Genomic DNA, 23,320 nt, shown 5'->3' with positions numbered 1-23,320 from the left:
TTGCTTTTTTGCGCGGGTGTAGTTAAAAAATGTAAGAAATTAATCGATTTTGATAGGTTTTACTAACCCCAAAAGTTGATAAATAATAAAAATAGTCACTGCAAACATCATACTGCTTCTGAGCGCACCAAGGCCTGCGAGCATCATTGCACTGGTTACCAATAACGCGATACAAGTAATTGCGCAACTAATACAAAAGCCTTTACACTCATTTTTAAAGCGCGCGTACCACAGTAAAGCAACTAAGCCTGAAATAGCGATAATTGGAAGTAAATAAATCATCTGAATACCTGCATCCCTCACTTTTGGACAGTATACCCAAAAACGAAACCGAATCAATGATATTGAGAATCATTTTCATTTAAAACCAATTGCGTGGCTCTGATTCTATTTCATAAAGCACAAAATCAATTAACTGCTCTGCATCAACTGATTTTATATACGGCATTGATACAGAACCCGATGCAAGTTGTATATACAGGCTTTTTAAACCTGATTTTCGCATTAAATATGTACTAATAGTCGTGACACTTTGTGCTTTATAAATTTCAAACAAACGATACTGAGTCCCTATCATTCCCGTTCTAAACACGGCAAATGAGCGGCCTTCATGTTGATACAGCGCCATGCCTATTTTTTGATAACGTAAAAATACGGCAGCCATCAATATACTCGCAGGTAATAAACCCCAAAGCATTGATAACGTTTCAAATAGTTGATCAATAACGACAACGCTAATCACACTCGGCAAAAATACATACAACACAGTGTTTTTATACAGCAGTGCCCGTTCGGGTTTAATAAAATTAAGCTCATTTAAATTAATAAACCACGGAAACAACCAACGGCACACTTGCTGAACATGCGCTGCGGTTAACACGGGCATCACCAGTGTTTGTTTGTTTTTATGCGCCGCAACACCTGGGGCTGTATTACCACTGCTCACTTGTGGACATATCAATGTATAACGCTTTAATAATCGTGCAATGATATTTTGCTTAATTTGTACACTTTGTATTTTCTCTGAGCTTATTGATAACTGCTGGCGCTCAAAGAGCCCCGCTACACGTTTAAACTTATTATCTTGAAAATATAAATGAAAATTAAAAAACCTAATTAAAGCCATAGTAACCGACAACAACACAGCGCACAGCACGATAACAACAATGACAGTCACCACAGCCAATGCTGCCGCACTGCCAACAAAGGCAGCCTGCTCGTTAAACATGGCTTCTAGACGCGCAATCAATGAGGTTTCAAGGTAATCAAAAATGGCATTCATAAAAGGGGCAAGCGCCGCTAACGCTAAAATAGCCATATTCGACATCAAACCAAACTTCGCTATTTCGGCGTTACTAAGCGTGAGTGTGTGTTGTGCTGATGGTTGTGCTGCATGTTCCGCTTTTTCAGGCGTGTCACTTTGCTGCAACTGCGCTTTAAATGCCATCACTTGTTCGCGTACATGCTCGGCATAACTGAGCTTTACACCTGGGATCACGGCTTCTTGAGCGCTACTGCCTGCTGCATCAAAAATACAGTTAACCAAATTTACGGGCTGGAAATAAAAGGGCTCAGCGATATTCACATTTTGCACTCTGGCAAACTTCAGTGTTAAACGCTCTTTCTTAAATACCCCTTTGTTTAACAGGATTTCATTTTCGCTACTGATGCGATAAGAGAAATTTCTATAATACGCAAATGCATAAACAACTAACATGACAATAGCGATGCTTGCTGCGACTTGCCCCCAAAACCATTTTTGCTCAACCTGAGTTACAAAAATAACTAAAATAGGCAGTAAATTTAGTAAGCCATCTTTAACAAATCGAATAGCAAAATGCACAATAAAATATAAAAGTGCCCACGGCGACACGCGTTGCCAATCATTGTTATTCATCGACTAGCTCATCAACTGTTGCATGATTGTCATAACCATAGCTTTGTACAAACTGCCTAATGTCATTGCATTGTTTATCTGTTAAACCACTGATATGAAGATCCGCACTCATGCCACCAGCACTGTAGAGTCTGAGTGTTGCTAAGCCAAGTTTCCGCTCAATGGGTCCTCGATGTATCTCAGTATGTTGAACTCGAGAAATAGGTAACAGGGTCACTTGTTGCCAAATTAAACCACGCTTATAAGCAATATCATGCTCACGTAATGCAATCCCTTTTACACGAACACTGTAAAAGTTATACAGCATTGAAAGCACAACGAGCACGGGCAGCAGTAGCAACCAAGGTGCAGATACCGCATCAGCAAACGGTTGATTAAAATACCGAACAGCCACAATGACCGTCATGAGTGGAATATAAAAAAGCAGCCAATTAATTTGTACATGCCAAATAGCGTTATCTGCAAGTGGCTGAAATTTAATAGTATGGTGGCGAGGCAGAGTGTCGATTTGTTGATTACTAAACACGATTATTCCTTGTAAAGGCCAGTGTCACTGGCCTTACGTGCTAACGTTGAGCGTGGTAAATTAAACCCAGCGAAGTGTCGTTGCAAGCGTATGGCTGGCACCTGGCGCAAGCTCTACACTGTCATCAAGTACATTTGCTGCTTCTAAACAGAGCATCACATGATACTCATCGTCGGCAAAGTTCGACAAGCGTTTTGACTTCTCAACCCACGGATTCCACAGCACACATGATGTTGAGTTTTCACGACCTACTTCAATAATGCCGTCTGGGGTAATTATACGCTGTGTAGCCTCTGCTTCGGTGTACACCATGTCGGTTTCGCGCGCAAAAGAAACCAAGTCGTGCTGCTCATAAGGGCCTTCGCCAAACTCAATGTATTTTGCCCCTTGCAAACCATCAACTTTGGTTTCTTCAATCGCAGGTGTTGGGAAATACGTGTGTAGCGCTTGAGTAAAGTGAATGGTTTCATTATCCATGTTCGTGGTCGTTAAGCGTAACTCAAGACTCGACGTTAAAATAAATTCAGCAAGTAGCTTAGTTTTATGAGGCCAATATTTATCATCAACCTGAGTCATCGGTAACGAAAGGCTGATATAGATTGAATCTTCTTGTTCTTTCACTTCTTCAGCGCGCCAAAGACCTGTACGAGCCACACCATGCGCAGGCCAACCTTCATGCTGACTTACACCAAACCATGGCCAACAAATAGGGATACCGCCACGTACACCTTTTCCTTCTTGATAGTCTTCTAACTCAGACACCCACAACAACGGCTTTTTGCCTGCAGGCGTGAACTCAGTAATTTGCGCACCTTGCAGAAAAATAGTTGCTTCACACAACTCACTCGCAACCTTAATAAACTCAAGTCCGGTGTCACTTTGTTCAATCGTAACTGATGGCGATAACTTCATAATTCGTCCCATTTAATGAAAGAAAAATCCACCTTACCCAAAGCGGTGGCAATTAGTAAATAATATTTAGTTATTTGATGAAAATGTTTTACAACCAAATGCTAAGTCACCCCATATTAGCATTTTCAGTGTTAACAACAATTACTCTATCTAAACGACAAAATAGAGCATTTAATTTCTTCTCTAACTAAATACAAATCAAAACCATGCCATTATTAGCTTTAATCTATGGCTTATATAGGTGTAATTTATTTGAACTCAATTTATTAGATGTGTAATATTTCGCGATTGCGGTCGCCAGATACCGCCTTTTTAAAGAGACACAACTATGCAAAAGTATGATGAGCTATTGGTATCGTTACGTAAAGTTATCAGGGCTATCGACCTTCATTCAAAACAGCTCAACAAAACATCGGGATTAACAGGCCCACAATTACTTATAATGAACGAAGTCGCGCACACCGATGGCATTACGGCCAGCCGCATCGCACAAAACGTTAATTTAAGTCCCGCAACTGTCACCAATATTTTAGACCGCATTGAAAACCGTGAGCTAGTTACGCGTGTTCGCAGTCAACTAGATAAGCGTCGTGTCAGTCTATACCTTACCGAGCGCGGCAAAGAAATTTTGAATAAAGCGCCACAGCCTTTACAAGAGCACTTTATTGAAAAGTTTTCAGCCCTTGAAGAGTGGGAACAAAGTCTATTATTGTCATCTATGCAGCGTATTGCAGCCATGATGGATGCAGACCAACTTGATGCCTCCCCCTTACTTGAAGTAGGTGCGCTTACGCGAACCATTGAGTCTCAATAATAAACCCGTTGATTAATATTAAATTTATGTGGCTACCCTTGGGTTCAGTGTGAATATCATCTATGCTAAATAGTACCCATTCTTACATTAGCGATAATTCATGCTTAAACTTTCAAAGTTAGCCCTAGCGATAGCGTTGGGCACTACTTCAAGTCATAGTCAGGCATCAGAAATCGATGACCTTCAAAAGCAGCTGCAATTACTAAAGCAACAGATGCAGCAACTTCAAACTCAGCTCGATAAAGCAGAGCAACAAGCAAAACAACAAGCGGCGCAGCAAGAACAAATTGATGCCCAAGTTGCTAAACAGCAAAAGCAGCTTGAGCAGCAAACGGCTGCTGTTGATTCAGAGCTCGAAAAGAAAGAGTCTGGGATTCGAGTTGGCGGTGCTGTACGTACTAACTTTAGTCACACATCCTATGATGACGGCAATAAGAACCGCGGGGGCGACTTCGATTTTGATATTTTCAGATTGAATTTTGCAGGCGATGTTGGTGACGTGCAATTAAATGCAGAAATTCGTTTTTTCGATTACATGACCGCAGTTAAATATGCCTATGCAGCCTATGACTTTGCCGAAGATTGGCAAGTGCAAGCGGGGATCACCAAAGTCCCCTTTGGTAACTGGCCTTATAACTCTCACAACTACTTTTTTGGCACCACTTATTACGTTGGCTTAGAAGATGACCACGATTTAGGTGTGTTATTTAAGCGTAAAATAGCCGATAACTGGCAAATTGACCTTGGCTTTTTTAAAAATGATGAATTAGGTGGTGTTGACGGTTACGTTGATAATCGCAGCGATCGTTATTCGTATGATGTCGTTGGTTTTCGTGATGCCGACGAAGACGTTTACGCAGAACCCACCAATGCGATAGGTGAATACAATACATTCTCTGGACGTTATGGTTACCACTTCGAGCATGATGGTGGCACCACTGAGTTAGGTGTTTCTGCGTTATCAGGCGGCCTACACGACGGTGAAGACAAAGCAGGCGACTACATGGCTTGGGCTGTGCACCTTAACAGCACCATTGGCCCGTGGAACTTCCAACTGCAACATGGTGAATACGATTACGACATTGATAACGTAAATCGTATGGCTGTCGGCGCCTACTCTTTTTATGACAGTATCGCCGCCGAAGCCACGATGACTAATGCCAACATTGCTTACAGTTTACCTGTTGAGTGGGGGCCAGTAACCAATCTGCAATTTTATAATGACTACGGCATTATTTACGATAAGTCAGATAACAGTGCAGACACGTGGATGAATGTAACGGGTGTGTCGGTCGCCGCAGGTGGCTTATTTACCTACTTTGATCTTGTCAAAGCGAAAAACCAACCGTTTGTTGGTGGCTCAATAGCTGGCGACAGCGACGAGACCGAAACGCGCTTCAATATCAATATCGGTTACTACTTTTAAAACGATTAGCCCAGCTATTGCTGGGCTTTTTTAAACTTTCTATGCACCCATCCCTCGTTTACCTCTAAATAACACAGTAATTTTTTAACCCCCTTAAACGTTCTTCATGCAACATTAGGTAAAAAACGTTAGCTGAGCTACAGTTAAAAGTAACGCAGAATAAATGTATGATTTTGCACAGTATGCATCACCGCATTTTCAGTTTTATCAGGCTTAATTATATTGATGAATGTAAGAACGGTATTTACCGCCTATAAAAATGGCTGCTATCAATTACTTGGATTATTGATGGTTGGCTTAGGTATCATAGGTATTGCACTCCCTGTGATGCCCACAACTATTTTCTTTATTCTTGCTTTGGGCTGTTTTACACGCTCTTCTCCCGCTTTGTCTGCTTGGCTATTAAATCATCCTCGGTATGGCGAATCACTTCGGTATTGGCAGCTCTATAAAGTGGTTCCGCTAAGAGCAAAGTTTTTAGCTGGCCTTGGCATGGCCGTGGGCTATTTCTTCTTACTGCAAAGCGCAGCACCGATTTGGGTTATGTATCTTGTAGCTGTTATCGAGGTGTGCGTGTTGGGCTATTTAATCAATCGTCCCTCAAAGCCTAATCATCCGACGCTGATCCAACTTAACATATCCACTCGGCTGCAATTAATGCTACTTGCTAGCCTGTTTACCTCACAACTCGCCATTATTGCGTACCTCGCTATTCAGTATTAACTGCTCGAATGTAAAGAACGTAAACGCACTTGTTATTAATAATACGAACTATTATCATGTGAGTATCAATAACAAGTACCTTACATTATGTTCTCTTTCAATAAACGCATGTTTTATAGCGTTAGCCGTGCCTTACATATTTATTTATCAACCGCGCTATTTTTTCTACTGATCTTATTTTGTATCAGCGGCATCATCCTCAATCACGTAAGTTGGCTTGAAAATGACAAACATAATGGTCAAACCCACGTGCTCATTTCTGCACAGCTCTTCGAAAAAGCACAGCAGAACCTTAATGCATTACCCACTCTTTACCCTGAAATTGAACGTTATATGGCAGATCAGTTTTCTCTGCAGAATGTAAAAAGCATTGAATGGGAAAAACAAGACGCACTAGTCATGCTCGACTACCCGTTGCCTGCAGGGTTTGCTTATGCCGAAATAGACTTTCAAACGGGAGAGCTCAATCTTGACTACCAAACAGGCGGGGTTATGAGCCTTATTGGTGATTTGCACAAAGGCCGTCATACAGGCGAGGCATGGAGCTGGGTAATTGATATCTCAGCAGTATTAATGATCATCTTCGCTATAACTGGCTTATTTATTTTATTTCAAAACCGTAAAAAGCGTACCTCAGGGCTTTGGCTAACACTGTTTGGTGTCGTCACACCTCTGGTTATTTATCTAGTTTGGGTGCCTCAACTTAAAGGAGTATCTTAATGAAACAAGCCCACTTACTACTTGCTCTACTGTTCAGCTGTTTATTCAGCCCACTTAGCTTTGCCAAAGACGCCAACCTCACCGTTGAGTTCACTTTGCCTGAGCTTGATGTATCCCCTTATCACCGCCCATATGTTGCGCTTTGGCTTGAAACCCCAGAACGTAAACATGTAACCACAGTGGCACTTTGGGTTGAAAAAGCAGAGTGGTTTAAAGACTTACGTCAGTGGTGGCGTAAAGCAGGTCGCAGTAACGATAACTTCGACGGCGTAACAGGTGCCACAAAACGTCCTGGTACTTACACCATTGAGTGGCACGGTAAGGATTTAAAAGGTAACCCCGTTAAACCCGGTAAATATTTACTCAATGTGGAAGTTGTACGTGAAGAAGGTGGTCGTGATTACAGCCGTGTTGAAATCGACTTAACAAAAGATGGCAAAGTCACTCTCGCTGGCGAAAAAGAATTCGCGACTAGCTTCGTTACTATTACTAGCAATTAAGGATAAACAATGAAATTAAAATTATTAAAAACGGCCCTAATCGGTGCCGTTACATTCACCGCACTTGCATCAAGCTACGCACAGGCACACGCACGTTGGTTAATGCCATCGCACACCTCTTTATCGGGTGAAAAAACACATTATGTGATGATTGATGCCAGTATTTCAAACGAGTTGTTTAGCCCAGACAAAGCCTACCGCCCAAATGAACAAGGCGCAGAATATGATGACAACTTATTAATCGCCCTTGCGCCAAACGGTAAGCCTGTAGAAGAGAAGATTCGCGCGTACTACCTAAAACGTAAAAACTCGGCGGCCGTTAGCTTATCGCAAGATGGGACGTACCATATTGCGATGCAGCAAAAGCCTCTGCTAATGACATTCTACAAAGATAAAGACGGCAACCGTGGTCGTGTATTTACAGGTAAAAAAGACGCTGATCTTCCTGCTGGTGCAACCGAAGTACGCACGATTAAGTCAATCGCAACCGTTGACACCTTTGTAAGCCGTAACGGCACTTCTAAACCCACATTACTTGGCCAAGGCTTAGAGATTTCGGGCCCAACGCATCCAAACGATTTATTTGCAGGTGAAGAGGCTAAATTCCAATTATTAATGGATGGAAAACCTGCCGCTAACGTTGAGCTAGCGATTGTACGCGGCAGTGCTCGTTACCGTAATGCGCGTGATGAAGTAAAACTTACTACCGATAGTGAAGGTTTCTTCACCGTGACATTCGAACACGCTGATATGTATCTGATTGAAGCATCTGTTGATCAAAAACCAACAGAAGCAGATATCGATAACGTGCGTTACTCATTATTTACCACCCTTGAAGTCGCGCCTGAATAAGTCACTTAATGAGGCCTTATAAGAGGCCTTATTCGACTTTCGAGGAAGACTGTAGTCAACGGTGTGATCACAGCTGCCGTCTTTCTCGCAATCATTGGCCCATCTCCATCGACATCCCAGCTTGGGTGCATCCCATTTAATGGGCTTTTGATAACGCTAATATCTTCTGTAAATTTACTATGCTCATCACGGCGTGCGGCATTGCGCATCAAAAATACCCAAATCACATAATTGCCATCATCAGGAATTTTAAGCTCAGCATGATCACCTTTTGCCGGGCCAACATACAAAGCGGTTGGGTTACCTTTCGGTAAAATATTAAAGTAGTTACTAGAGTTTGAAGGAGCAAAATCAACCTTTAATGTATTGCCTTTATTAAGGTTTATTTGATATTCCCACATCTCATAACCTTTAATTATGTCTTTAACTTGCCAGCTTTGCTGCACCGCTATATCTGAAACTAATAACTCATAATGACGACTATTGGGTAAGTTTTGATTAGCAAACACCACGCTGCTTGCAGCCATAGAAAAAAAATCCTATTGATAACAATAACTTCACATTGAACCTTCTTTAAAATTCTTTTTTATAGAATAATAAGCGCTAATTTTACAATTTTTAATTCTTTTAAAGTGAATTTATAGTTACTTCATCGCAGACACACAGCTTAACTAAATAGGATACCTACTATGAAACTTTTTACTTTAATCTCAGCTCAACCACAATTACAAAATATTAGCACTTTATTGGCACGTATTGGTTTATCGGCCATCTTTTTACTCACCAGCTTTAGTAAAATCGAGTTTTTCGATGCAACAGCACAGTACATGGCATCCGTTGGTTTACCAGAGTTCTTACTGCCATTTGTCATTGCTTTTGAAATGGTTGGCGGGTTATTTATTTTACTCGGCTTTTTAACACAACTAACCGCTGTCGCTTTTGCTGGTTTCAGCCTGGCCAGTGCTTTGTTATTCCACTTTCAACTTGATGATCAAATGCAATTTTTAATGTTCTACAAAAACATTGCAATGGCAGGTGGCTTTTTAGCATTAGCCAGTGTTGGTGCAGGCAAAATCAGCCTAGATCAACTAATGTTAAAACGTAGTCAGGCATAACATTTCTCCCAGCCAATAACCTAAGTTGTTGGCTGGGTTTGTTTTTAAGGAGCGCAAATATGGCAAAGTTATTAACAGCAACCAGCCACGATATTGGTGGGCTCGATGTAAAACGCATCTTGCCGCATTTTGACAAAAAAATGGTTGGGCCATTTATCTTTTTTGACCACATGGGGCCGAATCACTTTCCTCGCGGTGAAGGCATAAATGTGGGGCCTCATCCTCATATTGGCCTTTCAACGCTCACTTATTTGTTTACTGGCAGTATTTACCATCGCGATTCACTAGGCAATAGCCTGCAAATAGAACCTGGCGATGTTAACTGGATGACCGCAGGTCGCGGTATAGTGCACTCAGAAAGAGAAAGCCTTGAAGTGCGTGCAAGCGAGCACGACATTAATGGTCTGCAATGCTGGGTTGCTTTGCCTGAGAGCATGACCGAAATAGCACCGCGATTTGAACATATCAAAAAACAGCAACTGCCTGAAAAAATAGAAAAAGGAGTGCTGATGCGACTAATCGTGGGTGATGCCTATGGCTTGAGCTCCCCTGTGAAAAGCTACTCACCTATGTTTTATTTAGATACAGTAGCAGAGCAAGGCAGTTATATTACTAAACCGCATCCTCATCATGAAACCGCTGTGTATGTAATTTATGGTGAAGTTAGTATTGGTGATACTCGCTATACTCAAGACAATTTTGTTCTACTCGATGACAGCGAACACGAAATTACGACCCATGTGCATAGCCGCTTTATTTTACTCGGTGGCAGTAAATTCAATAAAGTTCCTTATTTACACTGGAACTTTGTTGCATACAGCAAAGAGCGTATCGAGCAAGCAAAACAAGATTGGCAAGCACAGCGCTTTGCTAAAATCCCCGGTGATGAGCTTGAATATATTGAGTTGCCCTTTGCTAAAAAGTAAACTTTTTTGCAATTTATAGGTACTATCCATTTACAGGCACTAATTAGTAAGTAACCACGTTAGCAAAGGAATACCATGCTAAGAATCACCCTAGAGCAATGGCGCATGTTTCGTGCTGTTGTTGAGTTTGGTGGCTTTAATCAAGCCGCACAAAGCATTCATAAAAGCCAGTCGAGTATTCATAATGCCGTGGGCAAAATTGAATCGGCACTCAATGTAAAATTATTTACTATTCAAGGACGTAAAACGGTGCTCACAGAAGCCGGTGAAATGATGCTACGCCGTGCCAATTATTTACTCGATGAAGCTGCCAAAGTCGAAGCGATTGGCCAAACCCTCGGCGAAGGTATCGAAAGTAAGCTGCGCATTGCAGTTGATGCCATTTTTCCACAGCAATTACTTTATAAAGTGCTTAACGACACGTCTTCGCAATACCCACAACTGCGTATCGAATTGCATGAATCTGTGCTGATGGGTGGCAATGAATTACTTGTAAATGATCAGGTCGATATTGCCATTACAGGTTTTCCGATAGCGGCTGGCTTTCATGAAGAGTTATGCAATATTGAATTTATTGCCGTGGCGCATCCAGATCACCCTTTGCATGCGATTGACCGCGAAATAACATTAGAAGATTTAAAATCACACCGACAAATTGTAGTGCGTGACTCAGCGAATAAACACAAACAAGATGGCGGCTGGCTAGGTGCCGATCAACGTTGGACGGTAACGCATTTACGCACCTCTATTGATATGATCAGTAATGGTCTAGGCTTTGCGTGGTTACCAAAAATAGCGATTGAAAAACAACTCGCAGCAGGGCAAATGAAAGCGCTCAATTTAACGCATAACAGTAGCCGCAGTGCTAAGTTACATTTGCTCTTCAAAGACGGTGACAAACTAGGTCCCGCAGCACGGGCATTTCTTGGCGAATTACGCTACCAAGTAATGGAAAATCTATAGTTTAAGCGGTGTTTCAGCGATGCCTTTAACACCCGGCTTTAAAATAAACACGCCCCCGCTGTGCGGGTAATCAGCAAGTACCGACTCATCCAACCCGACTGCTGCGGTAGTAATTGCCACATGCTCAAGTGCCTCTCCGACAAATGCAACACTGGTAACACGTGGTGCGGGAATACGTAAAAATTGCACTTGCTTGCCGCGTGGCGAAAAACGATAAACACCATAACCATTCCATGCTGCGACCCATAAGTGGTCGTCATTATCAACCGTCATGCCATCTGGGTAACCCATGCTATCGGTAAAACGGATAAACGCATGCTTATTACTAAGCTCGCCCTGTGCACTTAATGAGAAGCGATAGATAGTTTGTTTTTCAGAGTCTGTTGAGTATAAAAACTGCCCGCATTTACTTACGGCCGGTCCATTACTAATGGTGTAGTGTTGGTCAACGACTTCAGGTGCCTTTCCATGACCAACGCGGTATAACTTTCCACTCGGTGCTTGTTCTTGAGAGTCCATCGAGCCAAAAAAACCAAAACCTTGCCGTGATGTTTTACCATCGTTTAATCGGTTTTGCTGTGGCTCATTGTCGATTGAGTAAAGCAGTTCGCGGCTAAAGTCTTCGCTATTAAGTTTATAGATGCCCTTCGCAAACCCAGCAACAAGTTCACCTTGCTCCGTTTCCATTACCCAACAAATGGGTTCTGGCATGGCAAACTGACTTACCCGCATACTTTGGCAGTGCAAACGAAATAAACGCTGACCCAAAATATCAACCCAAAATACACAGTTGTGGGCTTTTGCAAAGTAAACACCTTCGCCTAATTGGCATTGGCTAGAAATAATTATTTTTAGGGTGGCATCGAGCATAAATTTCATTAAATAAACAGCTGAACTTTTACCATTCTATCTGTGTATAAAAATAAGTGCTAGGCCAGATAAGCCTGCGACCAGCAGTATGATGCTGCGAATTGCTCTTTCGTTTAAGTTGTTATTAATTACAAAAGACAGTCCCCAGCCAATTAAGATTGCTGGCAGACAAAAGAAAAACAGTTTTACATCCCCCATATCAGCAGAGCCAGTAAGCATCAGCACAATAATGCCAAATAGGTTAATGAAAACAAAGAATGCACTAAGGTTGGCCTTTATTTTATCTTTATCCTCGGCTTGATAGAGCAGCCCCATCGGCGCGCCCCCAGCGGAGGTGGTGGTTCCTAAAAACCCCGACGACATAGAGGCTAATAAACTCGTTATGGTCGATATTTTAGGTTTCATACCTATGATAGATAATGCGACGACGACTAATATACTCACTCCGAGCAATAACTGGTACTGCTTAGCATTCACATACCACATCACTGCCGCTGCGAATATTACGCCCATTGCACCACCGACTATTGAGATCCCCGTCTGTTTCATATCGATTGACCCTCGGTGCTTTATCATTAACACCGAAGTTAAAAAGAGTGCATTCAAAATCATAGGGCCAGGCACCAGTTCAGGCATTAACCAATATAAAACTGGCACACACAGCATGCCAAGGCCAAAGCCAATAACACTTTGCAAGCAAGCACCAATGATCAGAATTACATACACGAGTACAAAGTCGGTCAAACTTTCTTACCACCTTAGAAAAATAGGGGAGATGGTAACAATACCAACCCATATTTTATTATTATAGTATCATTTGTTTTATTGAAAAAATTTTATCGCAAGTCAGTCATTTTGCAATGTATAAATGCAATTAAGTCCAACCTGCGTCTACGATTAATGATTGTGCTGTCATCATCCGACTATCATCAGCAGCCAGAAATAATGCTGCATTAACAATGTGGTCGGGTTGTATTGTTTCGTTTATACACTGGCTTAAACGAACGTCTTCAACCATCTCTGGGGTTAACCAATGAGTAATTTGACGCTCTGTCATTACCCATCCAGGAACCAAGGTATTAACCCGAATATTGTCTTTGCCATACGAGGCTGCTAAAGAACGCGTCAGCCCTTCAATACCCGCTTTAGCAGTGGTGTAAGCAGGCATTCCTGTTTGCTTAATGCGCCAACTTACCGACCCCATATTGATAATACTTCCCCCACCTAAACGCTGCATATGCGCCACAACAGCCTGTGAAGAAAAGAAACAAGGGCGTAAGTTAACAGCAAACTTGTCTTCCCAATATTTTACATCCATGTTTTCTGCTGCATGGCGAGTGTCATCGGCTGCATTATTAATTAATACCCCAATATCGCCCTGTTGCTGACGGGTTTGCTCTATAGCGGCTTGCAATGCTTCAACATCACGAATATCACAATAGATAAACTGCGGATCAAACTCATATTTACCCGCAAGCTTTGCGCACAAAGCCTCGCTTTGCTGCTTTGCAATATCAACAAAGGTGACTTTTGCGCCTTGCTCACAGAAGCGCGTTACCATTACTTCACCAATTCCCGTCGCTCCGCCTGTAATAAATACACTTTTACCGGCAAGGCTGGCGTAAACTGTTTTAAGCTCATTTGAATTTGGCATGATAACCTTTTGTTTTTACAGTATTTACAACGTTGAGTAGCGAAACTTATTGAGCTGCAGCTTCTTTGTCTGCAATTTCTTTTTCGATAAACGCCATCGCTTCATCAATCATGTACGTCATCATATTTTTCGCACGCTCAGGGTCACCACTGGCAATCGCGTTATACACTTTAAAGTGCTCTTCAGCGATGGCTTGTTTATTACCTTTAGCGGGTGTTGTGTGCTGAATACTGACATGCAATGCAGTACGAATAAAGTCACGTAATTGATAGAAAAAACGGTTACCACTGGCGTGCAAAATTGCCGTGTGGAACGCAAGGTCTGGCTCGTGCATTACGCCTTCAGGTTCATCGGCAGCCGCTTGCATTTTATCGAGCGCCATTTTAATTTCAGCGATCGCAGCTTGGTCACCTTTTCGTGCTGCCAACGCCGCTGCTTGTGGCTCAATAGCTAAGCGTACTTGCAAGAACTCTTTCAGTACGTAAAGTGACGGACTGCTCTCAAGTAACCATTTTAATACGCTGGTGTCGTATAAGTTCCAGTTATCCGCCGGTTCAACACGGATCCCTTGTCGTGGACGAGAAGAAATTAATCCCTTTGCAGCCAACATTTTAACTGCTTCACGAACAGCTGTGCGGCTTATACCATACACTTCGCACAACTGTGCTTCGGTTGGTAACCCCGTCTCAGTATTATAATCACCAACAATAATTGCTTTACCAAGTTCATTGGTAACTTGTTGTGATAAGTTCAAATTCTCTAAACGCGCCATGTGTGTTCCTCTAAAGATCTAGGTAATATAATACATCTATAAAGCTATTCCGTCATCCTGCAAATAGTTGATTAAAATCAATAACAAAACATTAAAAAGACAGAACATCTTATTATAACCGCGCGTAATCGTCACTTTTTTATATATCCAGTGTCACCTTATTTTAACAAATCACTTTCACTCACCCAATTTATAATATAATATTTTTAACCGACAATTAAAAACAACATTCTCTTTCATAATTAGGTGGAACACACAATGGTCGAACTAAGTACCTTAGACTGGGCAGTGCTGGCAGGATTTTTTGTCCTGTTATTAGGCGTTGTCGTCATGTCTATGCGACAAAAAGAAGAAGACACCGCTGACTACTTTTTGGCGGGTCGTAATGCAAGCTGGTTAGTAATTGGTGCCTCTATTTTCGCATCAAACATCGGCTCAGAACATTTAGTCGGATTATCTGGTTCTGGCGCTCAATCAGGTATGGCACTCGCCCATTGGGAAATGCAGTCGTGGATTATTCTATTACTCGGTTGGATTTTTGTGCCTTTCTATTGGAGTAGCAAGGTCTACACCATGCCTGAGTTTCTAGAACGTCGCTTTAATTCTAAGTCGCGAACTTTCTTATCTGTTATCTCATTAATCAGCTACGTATTAACAAAAGTCGCCGTGACCGTGTATGCCGGTGGTATCGCCTTTAAAACCATTTTAGGAATTGAGAGTATTTGGGGTATCGATTTCTTTTGGATTTCTGCCATTGGTTTAGTGGTGATCACCGGGATTTATACTGTTCTAGGGGGCATGAAAGCCATTATGTGGACCTCGGTGCTGCAAACACCAGTGTTGATCATTGGTTCACTGGTCATTTTAGTTGTTGGTCTTGATAAAGTCGGCGGCTGGGCAGAAGTTGAACGCTTAAATGACGTTAATATGCACCTTATTCGCAGCGCGTCAGACACTGAATTCCCTTGGCCTGGGATTATCTTTGGCTCGTTTATTATCGGTTTTTGGTATTGGTGTACCGATCAGTATATTGTGCAACGCGTACTCTCTGCGAAAGGGATTAAAGAAGCACGTCGCGGGACGATGTTTGCGGGTTATTTAAAACTCCTCCCAGTGTTTATTTTCTTAGTGCCGGGCATGATTGCTTACGCTCTGAATGCAAAAGGAATTATTAGTTACGAAAGCGCTGACCAAGCATTTCCTACGTTAGTCGCTGAGCTGTTACCTGCGGGTGTGAAAGGAATTGTGATTGGTGGCTTAGTCGCAGCACTGATGAGCTCGCTCGCTTCGCTATTCAATTCATCAGCCACTTTATTTACGATCGACTTTTATAAAAAGTTTAAGCCAGAATCAAGCGAAAAACACCTTCTAAAAGTAGGCAGAATGGCTACTATCGTTATCGTTGTACTCGGACTGTTGTGGATACCCGTCATGAGCTTAATTGCCGATGTACTTTATGAATATCTCCAGAGTGTTCAATCATTAATTGCACCAGGCATCGCGGCTGTATTCTTACTCGGCTTATGTAGTAAGCGCATAACGCCAACAGCGGGGTTTGTTGGTCTTGTGTCTGGTTTCGTACTGGGTATGATCCGCTTAGTATTATTACCCTTTAAAGATGATTTAACGGGTTCATCGTTTGCATGGATAACGACAATGAACTGGTTGTACTACTGTATCCTGCTGTTTGTTGTGGTTGTCGTAATTATGATTGTGGTGAGTATTTTCACTAAACAAGCAGATGAAGAGCAATTAAAAGGCCTTACTTTCTCAAGCCTAGACAAAGCAACACTCAAAGAGGTCGCCGAGGGTTTAGATAAGTGGGATTACATCCATACAGCGGGCATTTTAGGCATAACTGCCTTTATATATTACCGCTTTTGGTAAACATTTCGTTCCCAAAGTTGTAGGGCGCCAATTGGCGCCCTTTTTTTAAAAATTTTTTAATCAGCTAGCTCTGGTGAAAACACAGGAAACCCATCTTTATCCCATGTAATAATGCGTGCTCGCGCATGGCGATTTGGATCCGTCAATGGCGTGCCTTTCAGCTCTTTATAATCGCGGCTATGGTAAATTAGCAAATCTGTCACGCCATCTTCCGCTTTTACAAAGCTGTTATGACCCGGACCAAAGCGACCAACTTCAGCGTGGGTAGTAAAAACAGGCTCTGGCTTTTTATGCCAACTTTTAGGGTCAAGTAAATCATCATTTACATTTGCCCATAGCAAGCCCATCGCATAACGATGATCGGTGGCACTGGCCGAGTAGGTCACAAAAATTTTATCTCCACGCGTTATTACAGCAGCCCCCTCATTCACTTTATAGCCTTGTACTTCCCACTCAAGAGTCGGCTCAGTAATCGCGATAACAGGCTCTTTAATTGACGTTGGTGAGTCCATTTCTGCTAACCACAAGGCCGAGTTGTATGTGGCAGGCTGGTTTTGCTGTGCCCAAATCATGTAGCGTTTGCCTTTATGAGTAAAACTGGTCGCATCAAGAGAGAAGCTATCTAGGTGACTCATAACCTGCCCCATTTCTTGCCAGTCGCCTTGCATAGGATCAACGTGGTCATTTTTAAGTGCATACATACGAATGCTAAAAGGCTTTTCAATGTCACCGGCCGCAAAGTAAATGTACCAACTGCCATCAATGTGGTGCAGCTCAGGCGCCCAAATGTTAACGCTCATAGGGCCTTTATCATGCTTTTGCCAAATAACTTTTGGCTCGGCTAGTTTTAAGTCATTTAGGCGACATGCTTGGCGTAGTTCAATTTCATCAAACATCGGTGAACTACCAATAAAGGTATAACATCCGGTTTTTTCATCACGCACTAACCAAGGATCGGCACGCTTAAGTACAATAGGGTTATCAATTGGCGCGACGGTCTTGCTACTATTAGCATCAGCAAAGGCTGGCACTGACGAAGTGCTTAACACGGTAAGTAACGTAAACCGAGATAATTTTTTGAGCATAATGTGTCCTGTATTTCACTTTTATTTTATTGTTAATATTGTATTACATATTATATAGTAGACGAATGAACAGAAAAGTTAAAACAACAAAAAGGTATTCGATCATGAGACCCGCACACAAACTGACACGAGCAATGAAGTGGCTTTCAACTGGACTACTTATCTCAGCAGCTGCAGTGTCTGCAAAACAGGTAGAAGTACACGATCCAGTTATGGCCAAAGAAGGCGACACGTATTATGTATTTAGTACAGGCCCTGGCATTACCTATTATGAATCAAAAGATTTAACTAACTGGAAACTCACTGGCCGCGTCTTTAAAGACGAGCCTAGCTGGGCAAAACGCGTGTCACCTAATTTCGGTGGCCATCTGTGGGCACCGGATGTGTACGAGAAAAATGGCAAGTTTTATCTGTATTACTCTGTTTCTGCATTTGGTAAAAACACCTCAGCAATTGGTGTAACGGTAAACGACACTCTTGACCCATCATCACCTGACTACAAGTGGATCGATTACGGTATTGTGGTTGAGTCAGTGCCTGAGCGTGATGATTGGAACGCTATCGACCCAGCTATTATCGAAGATGACAATGGCACACCTTGGATGAGCTTTGGTTCGTTTTGGGGGGGGTTAAAATTAGTGCAACTAGATGATGACATGGTGCGCTTAGCACAGCCTGAAAAGTGGCATCACATTGCCAGCCGTCCAAACACGGAGCATGGCCCAATTGAAGCGCCTTATATCTTTAAAAAGAATGGCTATTACTATCTGTTTGTGTCATTTGATAAATGCTGTCAAGGTATTGAAAGTACTTACAATGTTCGCGTTGGTCGCAGTAAAAACGTTGAAGGTCCTTATTTAGATCAGCAAGGTCGCTCGCTGGTTGATGGTGGTGGTAGCTTAGTGATTGAAGGTAACAAAGAGTGGGCAGCCCTTGGTCACAATGCCGCTTACACGTTTGATGGTAAAGACTACCTCGTGTTGCACGCCTATGAAACAGCCGATAACGGCGTACAAAAGCTACGAATTTTACCGATGAGCTGGAAAAACGATTGGCCGGTTGTAAACCCAGCCGACCTAAACAAGCTTAAAACCACGCTTATAAAGTAATTATTCAAACACAAAAAACCTGCAATTTTGCAGGTTTTTTATTTACTCAAGTGATCTATTTTGAGATTTGAAGTTGGTATTATTAATTAAAATCAAGCAGGGTGATATCAACTCGCATCGGGCTTTGGCAATCCTGTTCATGCTTTGTAGCAATAAATGTACTGTACACATCTCGCGCAAGATGAGGGGGTATTAATACTTCAAAACGACTGCCTTTACTCATCAGTTGCAATGCTTCTTGCAAGCCCACAATCGCCTCGGCAATTTCATACTCAACAGGTACACCCTCTGCACGGGTGTCAAATAACACCCGACCGTTATTAAGTACTACACGTTGATGCACAGTGACTGTTGCATCCCAGTGGGGCTTATCACCTGCTCCCTGCTCAATAACACGATAACCAAGGCCCGTAGGAGTTTGGTAAACGCTTTGCTGCTCTTTTAAGCATGACGAAAATACCGGCTTCACCGCTTTATCAAACATATTATTGCTTAACATAGCCCACTCTTTATTGCTCGTTGATCAATCGAATGCCATAGATACCACCCGCAACAGAATCTGGGTTGGCTGTGAAACGCAAGGTCAGCATTTCTGACTGCTTCATCGCCTCTGTTAATGGGTAATCAATGGTGTAAAACTCATCGCTTGGGTTGCCAACAGGCAAACTTACCGCGGCCAGTTTCTCCCCATTAAGGGTGATTGAGAAATGACGATTCACATCACCGATAAAATAACGAATACGTACTGCTGCAGCGTTTTTATTGGGGTTACGAAGCTGATATTCAAACCAACCTGTTGCATCGCGCCAATGGTGGCCATTATTGACACCTGCACGGGTTCCTTCACCTTTAAAGCTATGCTCTACTTCTGGTTGCTGTTCACCCGGCGTAATGTGATCAACGGTTAATAATCGAAGCTGCTCTTTCGCTTGCTCAGCCACTTTGGCGTCAGCTACAAATTGTGTGAATTCAGCTTTGCTTTGCTGTGGCCAATACACTTGATAGCGGCTGTCGTGTAAGCGGAAAAATGGGATAAGTTCCGTGCGTTCAGTCTGTCCAATGCCTTGCTTTGCAATCGCCACATTTTTGTCTGCGATAAATGCCAACGCTTGGCCCGGTTTACGAGTTAAATCAGCAACAAATTGCGCAGGTTCACTGAGCATAATGGGTAATGCTTCTGGGGGGCACGTCGGTCCAGCAGCAATGTGACCCATACGGCTGTTATCAGCAACAAAGCTTAACTGCTCATTCGCAAAAGCCTGTACTTTGGTGGCCATAACCACGGGGCCATACATGACAGAATAATAATCTTGGCCATCCGGTAACTGCTCGGTATAAAGCTTAGGCGCTAATTCAAAGGCAAGCTTATCGCCACTTTGCCATGCATGGCTGATACTGTAGTAACCGTCTTTTTCGCTCGCGGTCACGGCTTTTCCATTTAACGTAAAGCGCAGTTCACCTTGTTGCCAAGACGGTTTTCGAATATGGATGACAGACTCTGAGCTTTGTCCCCCAGACAACCGGTTCACCGTGAGTGAAACCTTGGTATCATCAGGGAATTGGCTGTCTTGGGTGATCTGTAAGCCTTGCTGTTGCCAATTTAACGTACTGGGAATAAATAAGTTCACCCATAGCTCTTTACCCGTATTGCTATAAATTAACTCACCATACTTGCTGTGATTCTCAATACCCGAGCCCACACAACACCACATAGAGTCTTGCACTGACGAGTACATACGGTAATGTCCTGGGCGCATTGAGGTAAAGTAAACAAGGCCACCATGTTCTGGGTGTTGTGACGATAAAATATGGTTATATGTGGCGCGCTCATAATAGTCTAAATAACGCGTATCAGCGGTTTTCAAAAACAGTAACTTGCTGAGTTTCATCATATTGTAGGTATTGCAAGTTTCTGGGCCTTCAACATCTTCAACCATTGGCGTAAAGTCACTTTTATCATGAAAATGTTCACGTACTGAATTACCACCAATGGACACTGAACGCTCTTGGCTCACTGTTTTCCAGAAAAAGTCAGCGCCTTGCTGCCATGCTTTATCATCGCTGGCATTCGCCACTTTCAACATACCAATAATTTTGGGAATTTGCGTATTGGCATGCAGGCCTGTTAACTTATCTTCTTTGTGTAATAGTGGTTCAATAATGATGTTATGAGAGAACTGGCGCGCTAGTTTTAAGTAACGCTCATCGTCACTAATAACATACATATCCGCAAACACATCATTTAAGCCACCATGCTCTGAGTACAGCATCTGCTGAACTTGTTCATCAGTTAACTTCGCTGTGGTTGCTAAGAACCATTCGCCTAGCTTAAATAACATGTGCTTTGCTTGGCTACTTCCTGCAACGTTGTAGGCATCACGAAGGCCATGGAAGATTTTATCTATATTGTAAAGTGGTACCCAACGGTCGTTTAAACTGAATAAATCAGCCTTAATTTCACCGTTTTCAATCTGCTGCCACATTTCATCGCCATTAGGAATACCGCCTAAGTAACCACCTGTGGCTTGTTGAGCTCGATTAAGCTCGCTTAGCATGTAATCTAAACGCTGCTTTAATTCTTCATCCCCTGTTGCTGCCCAAGCAAGGCTCAATGCTGATAAATAATGACCCCCAATATGACCATCAAGACCGGTATTTTCCCAGTTACCATAATTGGGCGCTTTTGGTGTCAGGCCCGCCTCACGCAGGTAAGGAGCAAGCAGCTGATCAGGATGAAGTGCTAATAAATAACGCACATTAGTTTGCTGCGCATGTAAAAACGGGCTGGCGCTTAAGCTTACTTGGTTTAGCGCAAATAAATGTTGTTCGCTGGCATGTTCAGCATGCGCAACAGAGGCGACTTGTTTGCTGTCAATTGGCAACTCACTGCATGCAGTCACCGTTAATATTGCAGCACACAGACTTGCTAAATAACTCACTTTGAATGTGTTCATGCTTGTTGTCTCCCAGCGAACCGTTATTTTAAAGAGCAAAGCGCACACTGTGTTAGCGTGCGCGTTTTAAGAGGAGGTTACTTTGGTAGGCGTTTTTGAATGACCATGTCCGTATAGTATTGATCGGTAATCTTGTATTTTTTAAGAATAAGACCAAGTAACGCGTGGAATACACCGGGGATAATAGTAAGCATGAGTGCTAAGCCCATTAAGGTAAACTCCGTTTGCTCAACGTTGGGTTTGTACTCGAAAAATGCCAGTAATAATCCCCCTGCTAAACCAGCTAAACCACCTCCAGCTTTTTGGCAGAATGAAATACCACCAAATGATAAGCCCGATGCACGCACACCGTCTTTAATTTCACCGTAATCCACAGCTTCTGCAATCGCAGACCAGAACACAGGCGCATGTAAATCAACCACAAATGACAAGATGATATAAAGCACGAATGCCATCATTACATCACCCGGTTGGACCACAAAATACATAAGCAATGAAATAAATAACACCGCAATTTGTGATTGACGGAACAGTTTCATTTTACAGTAACGCTGCGTGATCCACGTACTTGCCACCATCGATACGATTGACGCCGCAATACCCGCACTGGTGAATGCCCCCGCTAAATCGGGCACGCCTAAATAATAGGTTGCATAGTACATTGCCACACTACCGCGAATTGCATACCCTAAGGTACCAAGTACACACGCTGCACACAGTAACAACCACTGGTCATTTTTAAGCAGCACTTTTAATTGCGTAAGCACGCCTTCGGTTTGTGGCTCATGAGTAATACGTTCGCGGGTAGTAAAGAAGCAGAATAAAAACAACGCAACAGCACACGCAGAAACCAGTGCCATTGCGAGTTTATAACCGTAAGACAAGCTGCCATTTCCCCAGTAAGACGCAAGTAACGGTACTGAGAATACAATCACTACATTGGCAATTTTTGCGAAAAACATACGGTAACCATTAGCAGATAAACGCTCTTTAGGATCCGCAGTGAGTACACCAATATAAGAGATATAAGGGATTGCTACACCGGTAAACATCAACGTAGCAAACAGGTAAGTTGCATAGGCCCATGCTAGCTTCATGTTGTAATCAAGATCTGGCGTAGTAAATAGTAATATAACCGACAAACCATACGGTACAGACAAGAATAAGAACCAGTGGCGAAACTGACCCCAGCGGGTTTTCACTTTATCGGTGATGACCCCCATTAATGGATCGGTAAAGGCATCAACAAAACGCGCCACTAAAAACAACACACCCATATCAACCGGATCCAGTCCGTAGATATCGGTGTAGAAAAAAGACATAAAATAAAATAACGCTGCAACCATGACATTCACTGCCATGTCGCCGGCACCAAAGCCAACTTTTTCTACAACGGATAACTTTTGAGATTCCATACCACACCCTAATTGGAAAATATTAAGCCAATACTCAATATTTTAAGCAATGAACACCTTTCAATACTGTGTATCAACTATGTGATACTACACAGCTTGGCCACTGCATTCGTTATTTTTGTAAATTTAATGCTAACTCAAATGATAGTATTATCATACTAATTAATTCGCAACTCTTTTCGTTTAATAACAAACACGCC

At 42.5% G+C, this 23,320-nt stretch carries 23 protein-coding genes and 1 pseudogene; 11 read left to right on the top strand and 13 right to left on the bottom strand.

Going from position 1 to position 23,320, the window contains the following annotated elements; all coding sequences use genetic code 11:
- Positions 1-39 precede the first annotated feature (39 nt).
- The 4 genes from ACSSVW_RS14290 to ACSSVW_RS14275 form a co-directional block, all read right to left on the bottom strand.
- A complete protein-coding gene (locus ACSSVW_RS14290; RefSeq protein ID WP_036973594.1) occupies positions 40-282 on the bottom strand; it encodes a hypothetical protein in 243 nt (80 codons plus the stop codon).
- Between the two features lie 79 nt (positions 283-361).
- Positions 362-1,897, bottom strand: coding sequence for a PH domain-containing protein (locus tag ACSSVW_RS14285; protein ID WP_454179547.1), 1,536 nt, complete (start codon positions 1,895-1,897; stop codon positions 362-364).
- Complete coding sequence (locus tag ACSSVW_RS14280; protein ID WP_065979478.1) at positions 1,890-2,423, bottom strand: PH domain-containing protein; 534 nt, start codon at positions 2,421-2,423, stop codon at positions 1,890-1,892. Before ACSSVW_RS14280 ends, ACSSVW_RS14285 begins: the two co-directional genes overlap by 8 nt.
- A gap of 60 nt (positions 2,424-2,483) precedes the next feature.
- Positions 2,484-3,335, bottom strand: a complete 852-nt coding sequence (locus tag ACSSVW_RS14275) for a D-hexose-6-phosphate mutarotase (protein WP_075594252.1) — start codon at positions 3,333-3,335, stop codon at positions 2,484-2,486.
- A 328-nt stretch (positions 3,336-3,663) separates the two neighbouring features.
- Here ACSSVW_RS14275 and ACSSVW_RS14270 point away from each other — a divergent pair, with 328 nt between their 5' ends.
- The 6 genes and pseudogenes from ACSSVW_RS14270 to ACSSVW_RS14245 all read left to right on the top strand — a co-directional run bounded on the left by ACSSVW_RS14270 (position 3,664) and on the right by ACSSVW_RS14245 (position 8,370).
- Positions 3,664-4,149 (top strand): MarR family winged helix-turn-helix transcriptional regulator, encoded by a 486-nt coding sequence (locus ACSSVW_RS14270; protein ID WP_036973598.1) that lies wholly within the window; start codon positions 3,664-3,666, stop codon positions 4,147-4,149.
- A 100-nt stretch (positions 4,150-4,249) separates the two neighbouring features.
- Entirely contained in the window at positions 4,250-5,575 is a 1,326-nt protein-coding gene (locus ACSSVW_RS14265) for a porin (protein WP_454179546.1), read from the top strand.
- Between the two features lie 225 nt (positions 5,576-5,800).
- A pseudogene (locus ACSSVW_RS14260) lies at positions 5,801-6,184 on the top strand (YbaN family protein); the annotation flags it as partial.
- A gap of 201 nt (positions 6,185-6,385) precedes the next feature.
- Complete coding sequence (locus ACSSVW_RS14255) at positions 6,386-7,018, top strand: PepSY-associated TM helix domain-containing protein (RefSeq protein ID WP_065979485.1); 633 nt, start codon at positions 6,386-6,388, stop codon at positions 7,016-7,018.
- Positions 7,018-7,518, top strand: coding sequence for a DUF2271 domain-containing protein (locus ACSSVW_RS14250; protein ID WP_036973601.1), 501 nt, complete (start codon positions 7,018-7,020; stop codon positions 7,516-7,518). The genes ACSSVW_RS14255 and ACSSVW_RS14250 overlap by 1 nt, the downstream gene beginning before the upstream one ends.
- A gap of 9 nt (positions 7,519-7,527) precedes the next feature.
- A complete protein-coding gene (locus ACSSVW_RS14245) occupies positions 7,528-8,370 on the top strand; it encodes a DUF4198 domain-containing protein (RefSeq protein ID WP_036973602.1) in 843 nt (280 codons plus the stop codon).
- Positions 8,371-8,375: 5 nt separating this feature from the next.
- Here ACSSVW_RS14245 and ACSSVW_RS14240 read toward each other — a convergent pair whose 3' ends face one another.
- The gene (locus ACSSVW_RS14240) at positions 8,376-8,897 is read right to left on the bottom strand and encodes a hypothetical protein (protein ID WP_454179545.1); all 522 of its coding nucleotides are present in this window, start codon (positions 8,895-8,897) and stop codon (positions 8,376-8,378) included.
- A 162-nt stretch (positions 8,898-9,059) separates the two neighbouring features.
- Here ACSSVW_RS14240 and ACSSVW_RS14235 point away from each other — a divergent pair, with 162 nt between their 5' ends.
- From ACSSVW_RS14235 to ACSSVW_RS14225, 3 genes are all read left to right on the top strand, one after another.
- On the top strand, positions 9,060-9,485 hold the full coding sequence (locus tag ACSSVW_RS14235; protein WP_036973603.1) for a DoxX family protein: 426 nt from the start codon (positions 9,060-9,062) through the stop codon (positions 9,483-9,485).
- Positions 9,486-9,544: 59 nt separating this feature from the next.
- Entirely contained in the window at positions 9,545-10,411 is an 867-nt protein-coding gene (locus ACSSVW_RS14230; RefSeq protein ID WP_036973604.1) for a pirin family protein, read from the top strand.
- A 75-nt stretch (positions 10,412-10,486) separates the two neighbouring features.
- On the top strand, positions 10,487-11,374 hold the full coding sequence (locus ACSSVW_RS14225) for a LysR family transcriptional regulator (RefSeq protein ID WP_036973605.1): 888 nt from the start codon (positions 10,487-10,489) through the stop codon (positions 11,372-11,374).
- Here ACSSVW_RS14225 and ACSSVW_RS14220 read toward each other — a convergent pair.
- From ACSSVW_RS14220 to ACSSVW_RS14205, 4 genes are all read right to left on the bottom strand, one after another.
- Positions 11,369-12,253 (bottom strand): SMP-30/gluconolactonase/LRE family protein, encoded by an 885-nt coding sequence (locus ACSSVW_RS14220; protein WP_454179544.1) that lies wholly within the window; start codon positions 12,251-12,253, stop codon positions 11,369-11,371. The two genes, ACSSVW_RS14225 and ACSSVW_RS14220, sit on opposite strands and share 6 nt — an antisense overlap.
- Before the next feature lie 27 nt (positions 12,254-12,280).
- Positions 12,281-12,988: a sulfite exporter TauE/SafE family protein gene (locus tag ACSSVW_RS14215; protein ID WP_074989520.1), complete on the bottom strand. Its 708-nt coding sequence runs from the start codon at positions 12,986-12,988 to the stop codon at positions 12,281-12,283.
- A gap of 130 nt (positions 12,989-13,118) precedes the next feature.
- Entirely contained in the window at positions 13,119-13,898 is a 780-nt protein-coding gene (locus ACSSVW_RS14210) for an SDR family NAD(P)-dependent oxidoreductase (protein WP_036973609.1), read from the bottom strand.
- A 46-nt stretch (positions 13,899-13,944) separates the two neighbouring features.
- The gene (locus ACSSVW_RS14205; RefSeq protein WP_036973611.1) at positions 13,945-14,670 is read right to left on the bottom strand and encodes a FadR/GntR family transcriptional regulator; all 726 of its coding nucleotides are present in this window, start codon (positions 14,668-14,670) and stop codon (positions 13,945-13,947) included.
- Positions 14,671-14,928: 258 nt separating this feature from the next.
- On the opposite strand from ACSSVW_RS14205, the gene ACSSVW_RS14200 reads away from it, so the two are divergent.
- Positions 14,929-16,557, top strand: coding sequence for a sodium:solute symporter (locus ACSSVW_RS14200; RefSeq protein WP_036973612.1), 1,629 nt, complete (start codon positions 14,929-14,931; stop codon positions 16,555-16,557).
- Between the two features lie 56 nt (positions 16,558-16,613).
- Here the strand turns inward: ACSSVW_RS14200 and ACSSVW_RS14195 are convergent, their stop codons facing one another.
- A complete protein-coding gene (locus ACSSVW_RS14195; protein WP_454179543.1) occupies positions 16,614-17,642 on the bottom strand; it encodes a glycoside hydrolase family 43 protein in 1,029 nt (342 codons plus the stop codon).
- A 104-nt stretch (positions 17,643-17,746) separates the two neighbouring features.
- Here ACSSVW_RS14195 and ACSSVW_RS14190 point away from each other — a divergent pair, with 104 nt between their 5' ends.
- On the top strand, positions 17,747-18,751 hold the full coding sequence (locus ACSSVW_RS14190; RefSeq protein ID WP_065979491.1) for an arabinan endo-1,5-alpha-L-arabinosidase: 1,005 nt from the start codon (positions 17,747-17,749) through the stop codon (positions 18,749-18,751).
- Positions 18,752-18,833: 82 nt separating this feature from the next.
- On the opposite strand, the gene ACSSVW_RS14185 is transcribed toward ACSSVW_RS14190, so the two are convergent.
- The 3 genes from ACSSVW_RS14185 to ACSSVW_RS14175 form a co-directional block, all read right to left on the bottom strand.
- Complete coding sequence (locus tag ACSSVW_RS14185) at positions 18,834-19,250, bottom strand: FKBP-type peptidyl-prolyl cis-trans isomerase (RefSeq protein WP_454179542.1); 417 nt, start codon at positions 19,248-19,250, stop codon at positions 18,834-18,836.
- A gap of 10 nt (positions 19,251-19,260) precedes the next feature.
- On the bottom strand, positions 19,261-21,705 hold the full coding sequence (locus ACSSVW_RS14180) for a beta-L-arabinofuranosidase domain-containing protein (RefSeq protein ID WP_454179541.1): 2,445 nt from the start codon (positions 21,703-21,705) through the stop codon (positions 19,261-19,263).
- A gap of 77 nt (positions 21,706-21,782) precedes the next feature.
- The gene (locus tag ACSSVW_RS14175) at positions 21,783-23,120 is read right to left on the bottom strand and encodes an MFS transporter (RefSeq protein WP_065979494.1); all 1,338 of its coding nucleotides are present in this window, start codon (positions 23,118-23,120) and stop codon (positions 21,783-21,785) included.
- Between the last annotated feature and the right edge of the window lie 200 nt (positions 23,121-23,320).

It is taken from the genome of Pseudoalteromonas sp. MBR-15 (assembly GCF_053628915.1).
Note: the sequence above shows the minus strand (reverse complement) of the source record. Positions and strands in the feature narration are given on the sequence as shown.